Below are 15,675 nucleotides of genomic sequence, written 5' to 3' on the forward strand. Positions count from 1 at the left end.
GTGCTCTACAATCTGTTGTCATAATCCTCAATCGCCTGCTTTAACTTTGAAAAATCCGAATCACACAAGTGCTTTCTTAATGACTCAAACTTCTCTTCGGGCCAGTCGTATATTTTCATCGAAATCAGTTCTTCGATAACGGACTTGTCGAAACGGTACTTAACGACTTTCGCAGGAGAACCACCAACAATACTGTAAGGTTCGACGTCTTTAGTGACAACGCTGTTCGCCGCTATAACGGCTCCCTCCCCGATCGTTACTCCGGGCATTATCATGGCTCGCATACCAAGCCAAACACCATCTTCAATATGGGTATCGCCTTTGCCGATATAGGCGTCTTCAATCACATCCATAAATGGATACAGTGAAAACCAGTCGACTCTGTGGGTATGGTTACCGCCCATGAGAATGACCACTTCTGCCCCGATACAAACATAGTCACCGATATAGAGTTCATCAATCTCCCAACGAGGCTCCCACTGGCGACTGACTTCATCACCATGAAGATAGCGGACGACAGATTGCTCGAACCCATTATCCCAGCAATCACTGTAATAGCTGTGTTGACCCTTGATGTGTATATTCGAGTTGGTTACTACTTCGTGCAGCAATTCGAATTTAGACCAATGCTTCTTTTGCATTTTTACCTCTGAATAATCTTTATTAGTTAAATATCAATATATTCGACAATACAGATCTAACGCGTACAACTTAGCTGATGCAGCAGCACTTGGTGCTCGGATACATCAATAGTGTAGTCACAGTTAAAATAATCGTAATGTCGCTGAAACTAAAAAGGCGTCAGTGGATTCGAGGTTGCTTTAAGAGAGGGAGTAATTTCACGATATGCTCGGTTTGTTTACGATAACTTGTTTAAAATGGCTTGTTTACACTAGCTTAGTTAGAAAGCTCATTGATGTATTGTATCCGTTTATACGGGTCAATTTGACAGAGGAATGTGATTAATAAGGTTTCATATATCGCTTTGTGGAATATAACGACAAGCCCGAGCCTGTGATTTACACAAGACTCAGACTGTGATTCGAGATTGAAATTTGGACTCTGCTACTACATGCGAGCAAGTTGTACTTTTCTGTCTTTATTCACCACGCAGAAGTTACCGCGCTTGGTACGACACTTAGAGCATCGTTCACATTCTACAGGGCTTCTATCCCCCTCCTTCCAACGCTTAACTAAGTGGGGTTCAGAAAGCAGAGGCCTTGAAAGCGCGAAGTATTCGATGCCCGTGTTGTTTGCAATCGCTTCGATAGCATCAAAATCCGTTAAGCCGCCAACGGTGATCACTGGAATGTCGACGTCTTGGCTGATCGCGTGACCATATTCGTGGAAGTAACCTTCCGCTTGAATGGTAAAACCATCGTGCGACTCGCCAATCATAGTATCTGCTTTACCATGAATATTACCTGACACGACAATGCCATCCACACCAATTTCTTCAAGCTTCTTGCACACCAAGCGAGTTTCATCAAACGTCACTCCGCCCTCGAAAAACTCAGAAGCTGTAAGCTTAACTAAGATTGGGAAATCATCGCCAACTAGCTTACGAGTCGCGGTATAGATCTCTAGCAAGAATCTCATTCGGTTTTCTAGGCTACCGCCGTATTCATCTTCACGTTGGTTGTAATAAAGGCTTAAGAACTGGTTAATCAGGTAAGTGTGAGCGGCATGAATTTCAACGCCATCAAAGCCTGATTTTTGTGCTCTTAATGACGCTTTAGCAAACGCATCAACGATGTAATCAATTTCCTCTTTGGTCATTGCTTTACCTAGTGTCTGCGTCCCTTTTTCAGGAACGTCACTTGGTGCATAGATCACTCGCTCGCCAAGGTCATGCGTGGTTTTGGTGCCACCGTAAGCCAATTGCATCACGATTTTAGAGTCGTTGTCGTGAACCAGTTGAGTCAGCTTTTTGTATTCCTCGATAAACGAGTCGTTATACATGCCCATCATGCCCGCATTCGGCTTTTCTTCTTCAACGATGTTCGCGTAACCCGTGACGATCAAGCCAACCTCACCTTGAGCCAACTCTTCATAGATAGCGTAAAGTTTATCTGTCATATGGCCATCTTCTGTCGCCATATTTTCCCACGTCGCACTTCTCATGAAGCGGTTCTTTAGTGTCATCTTGCCAATGTGGGTTTCTGTAAACAAAGTACTCAAATCTAATCCTCATAAAAATCGTGCAAGCGACCCATCTAGCATGGGCACTGATTGACGCGGATAGTACAGAGAATATGGCAGGTAAAACTTAATCTAGATTAAGAGAGCGGCACTCTCACATAAGAAATAAACAACGATTACCCAAAAAGAGAGGAAATAGAGAGACAATTCAGGACAGAAAACAAAAAGCCGTTCAGTCTCACTAAACGGCTTTACTCGTTTATAACTAGGTGGGGATGTTTCAGGACAACGCTATAAAGGCATTACCCATATTTAGCCGTCGGATCGACACACTGATACACCTGTCCGATACTCGCTTCGTTCGCCAATAAAGTTTCGATAAGACGTGCGACCTCTTGTCTGTAAATCACACCATGTACTTCCACTTGTTGGGAAAGTTCACCGTTACCCGTCACCTCACCATCTAGCAAGCCGCCAGGGCGTAAAATAGTGTAATCCAGAGAGCTCGATGTTAACCAAGCTTCAGCCAAAGATTTTTCACGAACCGCTGAACCAAACCCTTTTCTAGAGCGCTCTGATAGGTACTGCCATGAATCACCACAACCTAATGAAGTAACAAGCACGAACCGCGCAATATCATTATTTTCCAAAGCATCAATTACATGTCGGTGCCCAATGTAATCAACCGGAACGTCAGCTCTGAAGCTACCCATACTCGAAACCACCAGCGCCGATTTAGGCAACTCTGCAACCGTTTTTTCTACCTGCTGTTTATCGGTAGCATCACAACGAAGTGTTGTTACACCGAGGATCGCCAAGCGTGGGTTCTTTTCTGGGTTTCTAGCAATCGCAATCACTTCAAAACCTTGCTGATGAAAGTGCTCGACCATTGCAGCACCCAAACCACTGCCCGCTCCCCATACAACGACTGTCTTCATAACTACCTCATAAAATCATGTTCTTAGTGATATTAACTGGGCAAGCTAAACGATTCTTTTATTAAGATCAATAAATGATAATAAGTCTCAATATTATTTTAAGTTGAGAGAACCGAACACAAACCACAAAACAAAGAAGAAGAAAGCCTGAATTCAAAACAAGAGGTAACACACTTTAACCACTCTTCATCAAAGCAAAGCACACATACAAACCCATCGATCTCTCCTAATAAATTGAAAACCAAACTGAAACGCTCGACTTATCCTGTTCGGGTAACAGCAACTATAGGTGTAATTTGTTGTTGACTCGTGTATCTAGACATAAGCCTTACAAAGCGTTTGTTAGCAAAATACCGACGCCAATTCGTTCGCTGTTATAGTCATAATCGATCAAGCTCTCCCCATAACCTTTGTAGTACTGAACATAGCCGTTAAGTCGGCCATAGAGCGGAAAACTCAATGAGGTTTGGACACCTCCATAACCCGTTTGGAAGTTATAACGTCCGACTGCCGACACTTCAAAATCATCCCACTTATAAGCACCCGACAACTCGTAATGCCCTAGATAATCTTGGATGTCGGGGTTGTCGTCACTGCTGCTCGACTCAGGTATGCGATACCAAGGCTGAAAGTACACCGCGAAGTCATCTTCCATATAGCCCAATCCAGCATAAACGCGGTTCCAACTGCGACTTAGTTCGGCAGTTCGACCATTCGATTCATGTTCAAGCCCTAAACGAGAAAACCACACGCCGTCAGCCGATTCTATGTTCAAAGGTGTCTCATAGAACACTTCAGGGCGATAGTTTGTCTCTCTAAACGGTGCCGAGATATCTGAAGAATACGCCTGCCAAAAAGACTTCAGCGTGAAACCAAAATAGATTTTATCCTCTTGATTGAACACACCATCGTCGACCACGGGGATCTTCAAACTTATTTGCAGCTTTATCTCTTCGTCACTAAGATCATCCGCTTTACCGCCGAATCGCTCATCGCCATAAGGTTGTGTATTTACGTTTGTCATATGAGTGACTGGCAAAATATAGTTCAAGCGGTAAGGCGTAATCACAAATGGGTTGTCTTCCGTCGTGTATTCCAATTTCAAGCGCGAAATTTTTTGTTCAGGTGACAGTTCAGTAGTTCGAACTTTTGTGCTGTTCTCACTTTCCTTAGTCTTTGCCTTAGTTTCACCTTCTGAATCAGCGACTGCGTAACTACACTGTTGCTTGAGCCACTCAACACTTTGCTGGTTTTTCGCGCTCGCTAGTGAATTCAGAATACATTGTTCGTAGCTGCTCTCACTCGTAAATGCAGACGCGCTTAAACCGCTGCCAAGCATTAACAGAGCAAGCTGACGGTAGATTTTATGACTACCGCTTTTATTGATGATCGCTTCATTGTCGCCGTACACGAGCTTAACCTTGCTTCTTATTTAAGTAGGTTGCTTCAAAAGCAAAATCAACAGCTTGCTGAGTAATTTGCTCAACGTTTTTATCTAGCATATCAATAGTGATTTCTGATTTATCGTTCTCAAGTACGCCATTATCGTTCACCACGAAGATACGGCGGCCGATGAGTCGAGATGAATCATGATCTTTCAGGTCCACGCTTGCCAATATACGAATCGAACGGTCACGAGTACCTGCCGCATATTTTATGGCACCGATCACTGAACCTACTGGGATAAACTCAGTTACACGCATATCTTTGGGAATATCGTTGATGTCATATAACGTCACGCTAATATCAAGCTCCTTATTCTCCAAGATAACGTTCGAATAGCCCTGTAATTTTTCAGCTAACTTCTCTTCCATTTTCTTGTGGAGCTGTGTTTTAAATTGAGACTGAACCTTCTTTGATACTCGCTGGTCAATGCCGGAACTTTTTATGCCAACGGTTGTAAATTCAAACTCATTAAAGTGAAGTACGCTGCTGTCTTTTACTATCCACGACACCCCTGCCATGTCGTCATCAAACTGACTATCGATGAAATAATGATTTGAGTCGACACTTTGGATTTCTTGCTTATTTGGCATGTTGCTTGAACAACCTGCAGTGAATAAAACGGCTAATGGCAATAGATAATGTAATTTCATGTGAATCTCTAATTTCCTGAATTTTGAGTGCACGAATCCCCAAGCGGTCAGGCTCATAATTTGGGATTCGTGTAGATTAAGTTTTCGTGTTAGTTAATTGTTTGTACTGATTCGCTTTTCGTGATGTCGAAATTTTCGCGCTGATTAAGCTTCTTTCTCCTGACCCGTATGGTCCGCCGCTAAGTAGGTGTAAACGGTTGGTACGACAAACAACGTAAACAACGTGCCGATCGACATACCAACAGTAATCACCAAGCCAATCGAGAAGCGACTTTGTGCCCCTGCTCCGCTTGCAATCAATAGCGGTACAACACCAACTACCATGGCAGCGGTTGTCATCAATACAGGGCGCATTCGTACGGTAGCTGAACGGATTGCCGCTTCACGACGGCTGCATTTCAGCTCTTGTTGCATCTGGTTGGCGAACTCAACAATCAAGATGCCGTGTTTACAGATCAGTCCGATTAAGGTTACCAATCCAACTTCGGTGTATATGTTGAGCGTATCAATGCCCAAATACAGTGGCATTAAGGCACCAAAGATCGACAATGGAACACTGGTTAGTACCACTAACGGATCTCGCAGGCTTTCGAACTGCGCTGCCAGTACCAAGTAGATAATCACCAAGGCTAGGAAGAACGTCGTTACTAATGACGAACCTTCTTGCAAGAACTGACGTAACTGGCCTGATGTATCCGTGCTGTAAGACTTAGGCAATATCTGCGCTGCACCCTCTTCCATCACTTGGTAAGCTTCACCAATACTAATTCCCGGCATCATTTTCGCTTCAATCATGGCACTGTTTAGCTGTTGGAACTGATCCACTTTCGAAGGTTGTACCGATTGGCTAATCTCGATTAAAGACGCCAGTGGAACCATTTCACCCGTATTCGAACGCACATGGTAATTCTTCAAATCATCCCAAGAGTTACGGTTCTCGTTCGGCACTTGCGTGATAACCTGATAGCTGCGTTGATCCATCGAAAAGTAGTTCACGAAGCCTTCACTAATAAAGCGAGATAACACGGTACCGATGTCTTGCGCACTCACGTTCATTTGCGCCGCTTTATCACGGTCAATTTGGATCTCAACCTGCGGTTTATTGAAGTTAAGATCGTTCTGCACATAGATAAACTTACCGCTCTTCTGTGCGTATTCTTTCAACTTTTCAGCGTACTGATACAGATCCTGATACGAGCCTGTTGGCGTCTTCAATACCATTTGGAATGGCAAGCCTTGCGGTGTACCTGGTAAATCGGGTGGCGAGAAGGTGTACACCTGCAAACCTGGTAATACGGAACTCTCTTTTTCGAAACGTTGCATCACTTCTTTCGCTGTCGCTTCGCGAGAATCCCAATCTTTCAATACGCCCAGGCCAAAGAAAGCGTTGTTGTGCATATAACCGTTATCCAACATGGTCATTTCTACTTCATCATTTTTAGCAATGGCATCGACCAACGCTGGAGTAAAGTGACGAATATAATCGGTATTGGCTTGTGCTGGCGCTTGTCCCATAACAATCATTACACCTTGATCTTCTTCTGGTGCTAGCTCTGATGCGGTATTCATAAACATGAACACTAAGCTGACTAACAAGGTGCCGATCAAAGGCCAAATGTAAACACGGTTGTTAAGTACATGTTCAAGTACCTTTCGGTAACGTTCCGTTACTCCTGCAATAACCGCATCAATCTTCTTAACCAGTTTCCCATCCAGTACCGACTTGTTGAGTAGCTTTGAACACATCATTGGTGTCAGTGTGAGTGCAATAAAACCAGAAATCAGAACAGAACCTGCCAAGGTGAAAGCAAACTCAGTAAACAACTTACCGGTCAAACCGCCCATAAAACCAATTGGCGCATACACCGCAGCCAACGTAATCGTCATCGCAATGACAGAACCTGCAATTTCACGCGCACTGTCAATCGCAGCCTTGATTGGACTCGTGCCGTCTTCTAAGTGGCGGAAAGTGTTTTCTACGACCACAATCGCATCATCAACCACCAAAGAGATCGCAAGAACCATCGCCAATAACGTCAATAAGTTAATGCTGAAACCCATGCTCAACATGAAAAACATCGAACCAATTAGAGACAACGGAATCGTCACCAATGGGATTAACATTGCACGCATAGAACCGAGGAACGCGAAAATAACGATCACAACAATCAGTGCGGCTTCCATCAGCGTTTTTGCTACTTCGTCAATCGATGTCTCAATGAACTTGGTTGAGTCGTACACCACGTCAGCTTTAATACCATCAGGCAAGCCCGCTTTTATCTGAGGCAGTAATTCATAAATGTCCTCAACCACTGTTAACGGGTTAGATGTCGCGGTATTGCTGATCGCGGTTGCAACCGTTGTTACACCGTTGAACTGAACGTCCGAGTCATAGTTTGCCGCGCCTAATTCTACTGTCGCGACATCTTTCAAATGCACCAGTTGACCATCATGAGCCTTAAGTGACATGTTCTTAAAGTCATCTACAGAGCTAGAATCCGTGTGGGCATTAATGTCGACTTCGATGTAAGGGTTTTGTAACTTACCCGCGGCGCTCACAATGTTGTTTGCACGCAGCGCGTTTTGCACATCCAGTGCAGTCAAGCCATAAGACGCTAGCCTTTGAGGCTTCAACCAAATGCGCATGGCAAAGTCTTCTTGGCCTAACATATCAACCTTGGATACGCCCTCTACGGTTGAAAAGGTCGGCTTCACGACTCGACTTACATAGTCGGATACCTGTTCAGTTTTCAGCGTGTCACTTGAAAAAGAGACATATAAAATCGGCGATTGAGATGTCGATTTAAGAATACTTGGGTCTAAAACACCCGATGGCAGCTTGTACTTCACTTGCTGCACCAGAGATAAAATCTCCGTCAACGCGCCATCGGATGGGTAACCCAACTTCAAATAAACCGTAATGATCGATTTACCCAAGGCACTGTCTGATGTCATGTAATCAATGCCCGCTGTTTGCGCGATCTCCGCCTGCAGTGGTTGTGTTACATAGCCTTGTACACTCGATGCACTAGCCCCAGGGTAACTGGTAGTAATGGTGATAACACCGGTTTCAATCTCCGGGTATTGGCGTATTTGCAATGAGGTAAAGGCTTTAAGACCTAATACCAATAACACCAAGCTCAATACCGTCGCTAAAACTGGGCGTTTGATAAATACATCAGTAAATGTCATGGGAATATCCTAGTTGGTTTGCTTGGTGTCAGTAACAAGCGGTCGTTGGTTATTAACCAGTACCGAGCCACCGTTTTTGAGTTGATGTTGATTCGACGTCACTACAACATCCCCTTCATTCAACCCCGAAACAATACCGACATACCCACCCTGTTTAGGGCCGATTTCAACTGTGCGTTGCACCACTTTGTATTCGTAAAATGGTGTCTCTGCTTTCTCTGAACCTTGGCTGCTTGAATCTTTGTCGGCAGAGCTTGCGCTGCCTGAATTCGTACTCACTTGTTTCGTTGATGTATCAAGAACAAATACAGTATCGCCAGACAAGGTGTAGCTAATCGCTACTGACGGCACACTAATAACCGAATTTGAATCTGAAGTGGTTAACGTAGCATCGACATACATTCCAGATTCCAGCGGTACTGGCTGAGTCGTTACAGCGCGCAATTCGATGTTGTGTGTATTCGCGTCTGAGCTAGGTTCAATCGCAGTAATCGTTGCGTGATACTCAGCATCGTTAATCGCGTCAGATTCAAATTTCAAATCCTGGCCTACTTTTACACTGTGGAGATAAAGCTCAGAGATAGAAAAATCGACATACTGTTGAGAGCTATCTTCAAGGTCTACAATCGCAGTGCTTGAGTTGATAAAGTCACCCACATCAATATTTCTAATTCCAACATTGCCAGAGAAAGGCGCTTTGACTTTCATGTATTCAACCTGAGTAGAGATATATTCGAGCTTCGCTGATTCAGCGTTAAATTGAGCAGAAATTTTATCTACCGAATTCTGAGAAACACTATTACTTCTAAGCAATTTTTTATTTCTTCTTAATTCAATTTTTGCCAATTCGACTTTTGCCAGTTGGCTTTTGTAATTAGACTTTAATAGCGCATCATCAAGCTGAACTAAGATGTCGCCTTTATTTACATATTGACTAGAACTAAAAAGCACTTCTTTTACTTGTCCTGACATTTGACTTGTTACATTTACCGACTGATTTGCACGAATATTACCAATGACTTGCAACCTTTCATTCCAAATTTCTTTATTTACTTGTTCTGTTGTTACTGATGTTGCGGGTAATTTAAACTCCGACAATTTCTCTTTTATTATTTCGCCCTTCACATAGTGAAAGCCAAATACAAAAGACAATAATATAAATAATGCTGACCCGACGATAACGCCTTTATACTTACTCATGTGTTCACCTTGATTTTAAAGTCCGGTTATTTTACCTGCCAGGAATATCAATAAATCAAACTCACATAACATCGCAATCAATCTATATAAAATAAAAATAAAACCTATAAATACAATGACTTGAGAGGTATTTATCAAGTAAAAATCATTTTAAATATTTATGTGTATTTTATTTAGACATGATTTATATTCCTCCACGATAGATATAATTCTCATCATTCCTTAAACAACTAACTGAGATTAATATGTCTAATCAAGCACACCACACTAAGGTCGCTATCAAAGAAAAATGAAACATGTATATGGAGAAGAAGTCGAACATAAGCATAATAAAGACCACCTAGAATATAGAGAGCATCAACCTTCTCATTCTGGTCAGCCACATGGCGGTGAGCCAGAAGGACATAAGCATTTAGTTAATCACCATCCAGATGGTCATCATGATAAGCACCACAAAGATAAAGTTCATGCTCATAAAAAATCATCACGACTACACCATAAGAAGTCAATCTCTTAGGTTCGAATAACGACAGAGAACAAAAGCACTCTGTAATTTAAAGTAATCACATTATTAACAATGAAATATTAAAAATATTTCATCAAAGGTTTATCATGTCATTTATTATTGAACAATTAAGAGACTATCCATTTATAGCTCTATTCCTATCATTAGGACTCGGTTACTTAATCGGTAAAATTAAAATCGGTAAGTTTGAATTGGGCGGAATCGCAGGTTCACTTTTGGTTGCGGTTGGGCTTGGTCAAATTGGCGGAATCGCGATTTCCAACGAAGTAAAAAGCATCTTCTTTGCACTATTTATATTCATGGTGGGTTACAACGGTGGTCCACAGTTTTTCTCATCATTCCGTCTTTCATCGCTAACACGCTTATTCGCTTCATTCGTGATGACGTTTGTAGGATTAGTCACGGTTGTATTGCTCTCTAAGTGGGCAGGACTAGACAAGGGTTTAGCGGCAGGTCTTGCAGCTGACGGCTTAACGCAATCAGCAATTATCGGTACGGCAGGTAACGCGATAGATCAACTCAACCTTGCTCCCGATGTGACTTCAACACTTAAGACAAACGTGGCTGTAGGTTACTCGCTCACCTACATCTTTGGTTCTCTTGGTCCAATACTAATGATGTCTCTTATTCCTATCGTGATGGGTTGGAACATTACTAAAGAAGCGAAAAAACTCGCAGAAAAAATGGGGGCTGGCAACAAGCAGTTAAACGAGGGTGAATTCTCAGCGTTAAGCCGCGTATCTTCACGAGCTTACCAAGTAACAGCAAACTCTATCTTTATTGGTAAAAGCGTTGCTGAACTTGAAGAAGCATTCGACGCAGACTTAACGATTGAAACGATTTACCGCACCAAAGGCGAGACAGAATCGACTTTAGATATCTCTAAGAACCCTATCTTAGCGGCTGGAGACAAGGTTTATCTTACAGGCCTTACTCGTGCCTTCCCGAGAGTCACTGCGCTTGGCATAGAACTCGGTGAATTCAACTCAGAAAACAACGTTATTCATACTCAGCAAAAGATTGTACTCACCAACAAAAAACTCGCAGGTATCACACTGCGTAAGCTTCACGATGAAACAAACGCACGCATTCGCCGTGGTGTTTATATCGCTCAGCTATCTCGTATGGGTCACGATATCTCAACACTACCAGAAACCGAATTACACCTTGGCGACGAAATTACGTTAGTGGGACAAAAAGAAGACCTTGCCAAAGTCGTCAAGAAAATCGGCTACAACAGCCCACTCCCAAGCGTGACTGACTTTGTAACGATGTCTTTCGGTATGGTTCTTGGTTATCTGATTGGTGAGATTGGGTTCACCATTGGCGGTTCTCATATTGCTCTTGGTTCAGGTTTAGGTTGTCTAGTATCAGGTCTACTTGTTGGGTACTTAAGAATGCGTACCCCGCGTTTAGGAAGCGTTAACCATGGCGCTGCCAACTTTATGCAGACATTTGGCCTTGCAGTATTTGTTGCGGTTGTTGGTATCAACGCAGGCGCTCCAGCACTGACTGCAATCAAAGAGAATGGCATAACGCTATTACTACTCGGTGTATTGGTGACTCTGATTCCTCAAATACTGACGTTCCTATTTAACTACTACGTACTCAAAATCAAAAACCCAGTGGAAGCACTAGCTGTTATCGCGGGTAGCCGCAGCGCTAACCCAGCCTTCGCTTCGCTGCTAGAAAAAACACAGAACAGTACACCAGTACCAAGTTTCACGATGACTTACGCGGTTGCCAATATCTTCCTCACTTTATGGGGGCCAGTAATCATCAACTTAATTACAAAAATTTCTTAGAAAAACAGCTTAATCAAGAGCCTACCTCTAAACCTAAAAATCATTAATCAAAGGTTAGCTATTCAATCCAAACAATAGATAACCAATAAACAATAGATAACCAACAAATAATTTGAAGAGAAAATACTATGAAACGCACAGACGAAAAACGCCTAGAAACACTGAGCCCATTTGAAGTAAAAAACACACTGATCGACCTAGCTCAGCATTCACATGAAAAAACAATGATCAACGCTGGCCGCGGCAACCCTAACTGGGTAGCGACAGCACCACGTGAAGCTTTCTTTCAACTAGGCATGTTCGCTCTTGAAGAGTCAAAAGCCACGTTCTCCGGCTACCAAGGTTTTGGCGGTATGGGCCTTAAACAAGACGCAAGCCTGCGTTTTCTTCAATTTTGTGAAAAACACGAAGAACAAGAAGGGGTTCAATTCCTAATTGAGGCTTTCCAGTTTATTACTGATAAATATCAAGTAGATGGTGATGAACTCATTGATGAATGGGTCGCTGGTATCCTAGGTAACAATTACCCTGTTCCCGATCGTATGCTCAAGTACTCTGAACTTATCGCTCGTAAGTACATTGAACAAGAGATGGCAGGCTCACAACCAGTGCCTGCAGGAAAATTTGACTTGTTTGCTGTGGAGGGTGGGACAGCAGCAATGGTATATATTTTCAATACTTTGAAGAGCAACCGTTTATTAAACAAAGGCGACACAATAGCGATTGGCGCGCCAATTTTCACGCCTTACATCGAGATGCCAGAGCTTGAAGATTACTCGTTAAATAAAGTAGAAATAATGGCAACGGAAGCTTCTGCTTGGCAGATCCCTGATTCTGAATTAGATAAGCTCAATGATCCAAGCGTGAAAGCTTTCTTCTTGGTGAATCCAAGCAATCCAGCATCGGTAAGACTGAGTGATGAAACACTCTACAAAATCGCAGAAATCGCCAACCGTCGCCCTGAGCTTATTCTACTGGCTGATGACGTTTACGGCACTTTTGCGGATAACTTCACTTCATTGGCGATGCTTGCTCCGAAGAATACGATTCTAGTGTATTCATACTCTAAGTACTTTGGTGCAACAGGCTGGCGTTTAGGGGTGATTGGCGTACATGAAGACAACAACTTCGACCGTATGATTGCTGATCTTCCTGAGGAAACCAGAGGTACACTAACGGCAAGATACCAAGGCATTTCACTTGAACCGAGTAAGATTAAATTTATTGATCGCTTAGTTGCTGACAGCCGCGCAGTGGCACTGAATCATACTGCGGGCCTTTCAACGCCTCAGCAAATCCAAATGACGATGTTTTCGTTGTTGTCTCTGATGCAAGGTGGTGAAGAATATAAACGCTTAGCTAAGCAGATTGTGCGTCGTCGTTACCACACGTTGATGCAGAAGAACTTGGCGGCTCCAATCATTACAGAGGGCGATCAAACAGGTGCGTTTTACTATGCAGAGATTGATCTTAAGGAAATTGCTCAAACAATTCATAGTAATGGTTTCTTCTCTTGGTTAGAAGAAACGTATGAGCCGCTCGACTTCTTGGTTCGCCTTGCAGAAGAGCATGGCGTAATTGTAATGCCGGGCGCGGGATTTGACGCTCCAACGTGGTCGTTACGTGTTTCTCTCGCTAACTTAGAAGAAGAGCAATACGCAAATATCACTCATGCGATGAATGCTGTAATGCAAAGCTATGTAGACCGTTACGAAGCTATTTGTTAACTCTACTCAACAGCTGAAAAGCTGATAGAGAAGTAATAAGTGCTGAGTGTAATTTCACCTAAACCGGTGGTCATACACTCAGCTCTTTATTTATGAAGGAGCTGGATAAAAACTAGTTAAACTCGTAGGTATAAGAAGCGCCGACACTGTTATTTTCGCCATAATCATCTTCGGCAAAAATACTAAAGAAGTTAAACGACTGAGCATCACTCAACTTGTAACTAGCACCTACCCCAGCCCAATAGCCAGAATAGTCATCAGAACCCATTGAACCGCCACCAAAACTCATAATCGACCACTCGTCCGTTATCGTTTTTAAGGCAAAGGCACCGATATAACCGCCATGTGTCGAGCTTGGCATTAGTACATAATCAGAACCCACATTCTCATCATCGAATACTGCCACTTCACCATCGTTATAGCTGTATCCAGCCATAGGGAAGATTTGCCACCCAAAAGGTTCAATATCGAAATAACTCAATGGTACAAAGGTACCGATACTGTAGTTATTCTTGTAGGCATCATTATCGTATTCAGATCGACTAAAGTTAAAGTTAACAATGCCTAATGGCAACAGCCAAGAACCACCAAGTCGCCACTCTTCACCGTCTGCATTGACACGAGCATTTATCATGCGTGCTTCATCAAGCCCAATAGAGCCCGAAAACTTCAATTCTTCGTTATAAGCAATGCCTGCTTTGGTTACGATCTTAGTGGGATCATCAGGGTGCTTCTCTTCAGCCAAAACACCCGTTGAACACCATGTTACTGCTGCAACAATTAATAAGTTAAGTTTTGTCATTAGAAGGTAGCACTAACGCCAACGAAGTGAATACGACCATCGAACGAACCGTCTACCATAAATCGATCCATATCAACTGAACCTAAATCTGCATACTCGTAGAACACATCAATTAAGATATCATCCCAGTAGGTAGATGCGCCTACTGAGTAGCGGTATTGCTCACCTACTGGCAGGTCAACATACTGCATTGTTGGATCGTCTTGTGGTGAGGTTTCGTAAGAGAAGCCCGCTTTCAAGCGCCAGTCTGAGTTCAATTGATAGTCAGCACCAACAGCAAATTTCCAAACGTCATCCCAGTCACGTTCGATCTGGAGCCCGCCAATTTGCGTTCCAAAATCGAGAACAGTAGTATCCCACTCACTCCAACGGTGGAACTGAACACTCGCCAACAGATCAAGCTGTTTATTCAAAGCATAGCTAGCACTTACATCAATAATTTCTGGAACTGCAATATCTGTAGATAAAGAGTTCAGCAGTCCAATATTTGTTGGACCTTTTACTTCATTATTAAACTCATGCTCTAGCTTCGAACGGTAGCTCGCGCCTAACTTAAGCTTATCCGTCGGGGTATACATCACGCCCAAGTTATAGCCGTATGCCCAATCGGTATCTTGTTTAACAGTCAACGCAGATGTTGACTGTTGTAATTCAGCCCAACTCAATTGAACGCCCGCACCAACTGACCACTGTTCATTAAGCTGATAACTCAGTGACGGGTTCACTTGCATCGCAGTAAGAGTAATATCTTCAAGTAAAGGGCTGCCTGCCCATTCACTGCCGTAATCTAGGCTTGAGCCACCGACAGCGCCAAGCGCAATACCAAGGTGTAATTTATCGGTGACTTGATGCGCATGAAATGCGCCAAATGAAGGCAACACTGAATGGCCTTTACCATCTCCACTTGAATCTTGGTTATCTTGATATTTCATCTCAAGATCAAACGCCATAGTATTAATGGTCGTCTTGCTTTCGCCCATATGAGACATAGTGGCAGGGTTCGTCCACATTGCAGCAGCAGAACGAGTATAAACACCATCACCAGCACCAGTAGTACCAGCGTTAGCAACAACAGCCTCTTGTAAAAAAAGGCCACTTGCAAATGCATTTAAGCTAGTAAAGATTGCGGTGGCAGCTATAGAGTAAGTAAAAGTTTTGTTCATCAGATTGCTCATTTAGCCTCAGACATAAAATTGCTCTAAGGTTACCGCAAAGCCCCATAAACAAAGGTAATAACGATTATTCCT

11 protein-coding genes and 1 pseudogene are annotated in these 15,675 nt (G+C 43.0%); 3 read left to right on the top strand and 9 right to left on the bottom strand.

Annotated elements, in window-relative coordinates:
* Nucleotides 1-5 precede the first annotated feature (5 nt).
* From OCV36_RS21420 to OCV36_RS21450, 7 genes are all read right to left on the bottom strand, one after another.
* Complete coding sequence (locus OCV36_RS21420) at nucleotides 6-641, bottom strand: CatB-related O-acetyltransferase (protein ID WP_135455222.1); 636 nt, start codon at nucleotides 639-641, stop codon at nucleotides 6-8.
* A 427-nt stretch (nucleotides 642-1,068) separates the two neighbouring features.
* On the bottom strand, nucleotides 1,069-2,124 hold the full coding sequence (locus tag OCV36_RS21425; protein ID WP_245300911.1) for an NADH:flavin oxidoreductase: 1,056 nt from the start codon (nucleotides 2,122-2,124) through the stop codon (nucleotides 1,069-1,071).
* Between the two features lie 320 nt (nucleotides 2,125-2,444).
* A complete protein-coding gene (locus tag OCV36_RS21430) occupies nucleotides 2,445-3,080 on the bottom strand; it encodes an SDR family oxidoreductase (protein ID WP_135455226.1) in 636 nt (211 codons plus the stop codon).
* A 328-nt stretch (nucleotides 3,081-3,408) separates the two neighbouring features.
* Nucleotides 3,409-4,419: a phospholipase A gene (locus OCV36_RS21435; protein WP_245300912.1), complete on the bottom strand. Its 1,011-nt coding sequence runs from the start codon at nucleotides 4,417-4,419 to the stop codon at nucleotides 3,409-3,411.
* 76 nt (nucleotides 4,420-4,495) lie between these two features.
* Complete coding sequence (locus OCV36_RS21440; RefSeq protein ID WP_135455230.1) at nucleotides 4,496-5,176, bottom strand: DUF3313 family protein; 681 nt, start codon at nucleotides 5,174-5,176, stop codon at nucleotides 4,496-4,498.
* A 144-nt stretch (nucleotides 5,177-5,320) separates the two neighbouring features.
* The gene (locus OCV36_RS21445; RefSeq protein WP_135455232.1) at nucleotides 5,321-8,368 is read right to left on the bottom strand and encodes an efflux RND transporter permease subunit; all 3,048 of its coding nucleotides are present in this window, start codon (nucleotides 8,366-8,368) and stop codon (nucleotides 5,321-5,323) included.
* Nucleotides 8,369-8,377: 9 nt separating this feature from the next.
* Nucleotides 8,378-9,568 carry an efflux RND transporter periplasmic adaptor subunit gene (locus OCV36_RS21450; protein ID WP_135455234.1) on the bottom strand — a complete coding sequence of 397 codons (1,191 nt, stop codon included), beginning with the start codon at nucleotides 9,566-9,568 and terminating at the stop codon, nucleotides 8,378-8,380.
* A gap of 245 nt (nucleotides 9,569-9,813) precedes the next feature.
* Here OCV36_RS21450 and OCV36_RS21455 point away from each other — a divergent pair.
* From OCV36_RS21455 to OCV36_RS21465, 3 genes and pseudogenes are all read left to right on the top strand, one after another.
* Nucleotides 9,814-10,085 (top strand): annotated as a pseudogene (locus OCV36_RS21455) (hypothetical protein).
* A gap of 95 nt (nucleotides 10,086-10,180) precedes the next feature.
* Nucleotides 10,181-11,899, top strand: coding sequence for an aspartate-alanine antiporter (gene aspT, locus OCV36_RS21460; protein ID WP_135455236.1), 1,719 nt, complete (start codon nucleotides 10,181-10,183; stop codon nucleotides 11,897-11,899).
* 128 nt (nucleotides 11,900-12,027) lie between these two features.
* Entirely contained in the window at nucleotides 12,028-13,626 is a 1,599-nt protein-coding gene (locus tag OCV36_RS21465) for a bifunctional aspartate transaminase/aspartate 4-decarboxylase (protein WP_135455238.1), read from the top strand.
* Between the two features lie 112 nt (nucleotides 13,627-13,738).
* On the opposite strand, the gene OCV36_RS21470 is transcribed toward OCV36_RS21465, so the two are convergent.
* Nucleotides 13,739-14,428 carry a hypothetical protein gene (locus OCV36_RS21470; RefSeq protein ID WP_135455240.1) on the bottom strand — a complete coding sequence of 230 codons (690 nt, stop codon included), beginning with the start codon at nucleotides 14,426-14,428 and terminating at the stop codon, nucleotides 13,739-13,741.
* Nucleotides 14,428-15,591: an OmpP1/FadL family transporter gene (locus tag OCV36_RS21475; RefSeq protein ID WP_135455243.1), complete on the bottom strand. Its 1,164-nt coding sequence runs from the start codon at nucleotides 15,589-15,591 to the stop codon at nucleotides 14,428-14,430. Before OCV36_RS21475 ends, OCV36_RS21470 begins: the two co-directional genes overlap by 1 nt.
* Nucleotides 15,592-15,675: the final 84 nt, after the last annotated feature.

This window comes from Vibrio echinoideorum (assembly GCF_024347455.1).
GTDB classification, from domain to species: Bacteria; Pseudomonadota; Gammaproteobacteria; order Enterobacterales; family Vibrionaceae; genus Vibrio; species Vibrio echinoideorum.

What these genes read in the sequence shown, in the direction of transcription:
- OCV36_RS21420 (WP_135455222.1), bottom strand. Translation starts at nt 641, where the DNA reads ATGCAAAAGAAGCATTGGTCTAAATTCGAATTGCTGCACGAAGTAGTA.
- OCV36_RS21425 (WP_245300911.1), bottom strand. Translation starts at nt 2,124, where the DNA reads ATGAGAAGTGCGACGTGGGAAAATATGGCGACAGAAGATGGCCATATG.
- OCV36_RS21430 (WP_135455226.1), bottom strand. Translation starts at nt 3,080, where the DNA reads ATGAAGACAGTCGTTGTATGGGGAGCGGGCAGTGGTTTGGGTGCTGCA.
- OCV36_RS21435 (WP_245300912.1), bottom strand. Translation starts at nt 4,419, where the DNA reads ATGCTTGGCAGCGGTTTAAGCGCGTCTGCATTTACGAGTGAGAGCAGC.
- OCV36_RS21440 (WP_135455230.1), bottom strand. Translation starts at nt 5,176, where the DNA reads ATGAAATTACATTATCTATTGCCATTAGCCGTTTTATTCACTGCAGGT.
- OCV36_RS21445 (WP_135455232.1), bottom strand. Translation starts at nt 8,368, where the DNA reads ATGACATTTACTGATGTATTTATCAAACGCCCAGTTTTAGCGACGGTA.
- OCV36_RS21450 (WP_135455234.1), bottom strand. Translation starts at nt 9,568, where the DNA reads ATGAGTAAGTATAAAGGCGTTATCGTCGGGTCAGCATTATTTATATTA.
- aspT (WP_135455236.1), top strand. Translation starts at nt 10,181, where the DNA reads ATGTCATTTATTATTGAACAATTAAGAGACTATCCATTTATAGCTCTA.
- OCV36_RS21465 (WP_135455238.1), top strand. Translation starts at nt 12,028, where the DNA reads ATGAAACGCACAGACGAAAAACGCCTAGAAACACTGAGCCCATTTGAA.
- OCV36_RS21470 (WP_135455240.1), bottom strand. Translation starts at nt 14,428, where the DNA reads ATGACAAAACTTAACTTATTAATTGTTGCAGCAGTAACATGGTGTTCA.
- OCV36_RS21475 (WP_135455243.1), bottom strand. Translation starts at nt 15,591, where the DNA reads ATGAACAAAACTTTTACTTACTCTATAGCTGCCACCGCAATCTTTACT.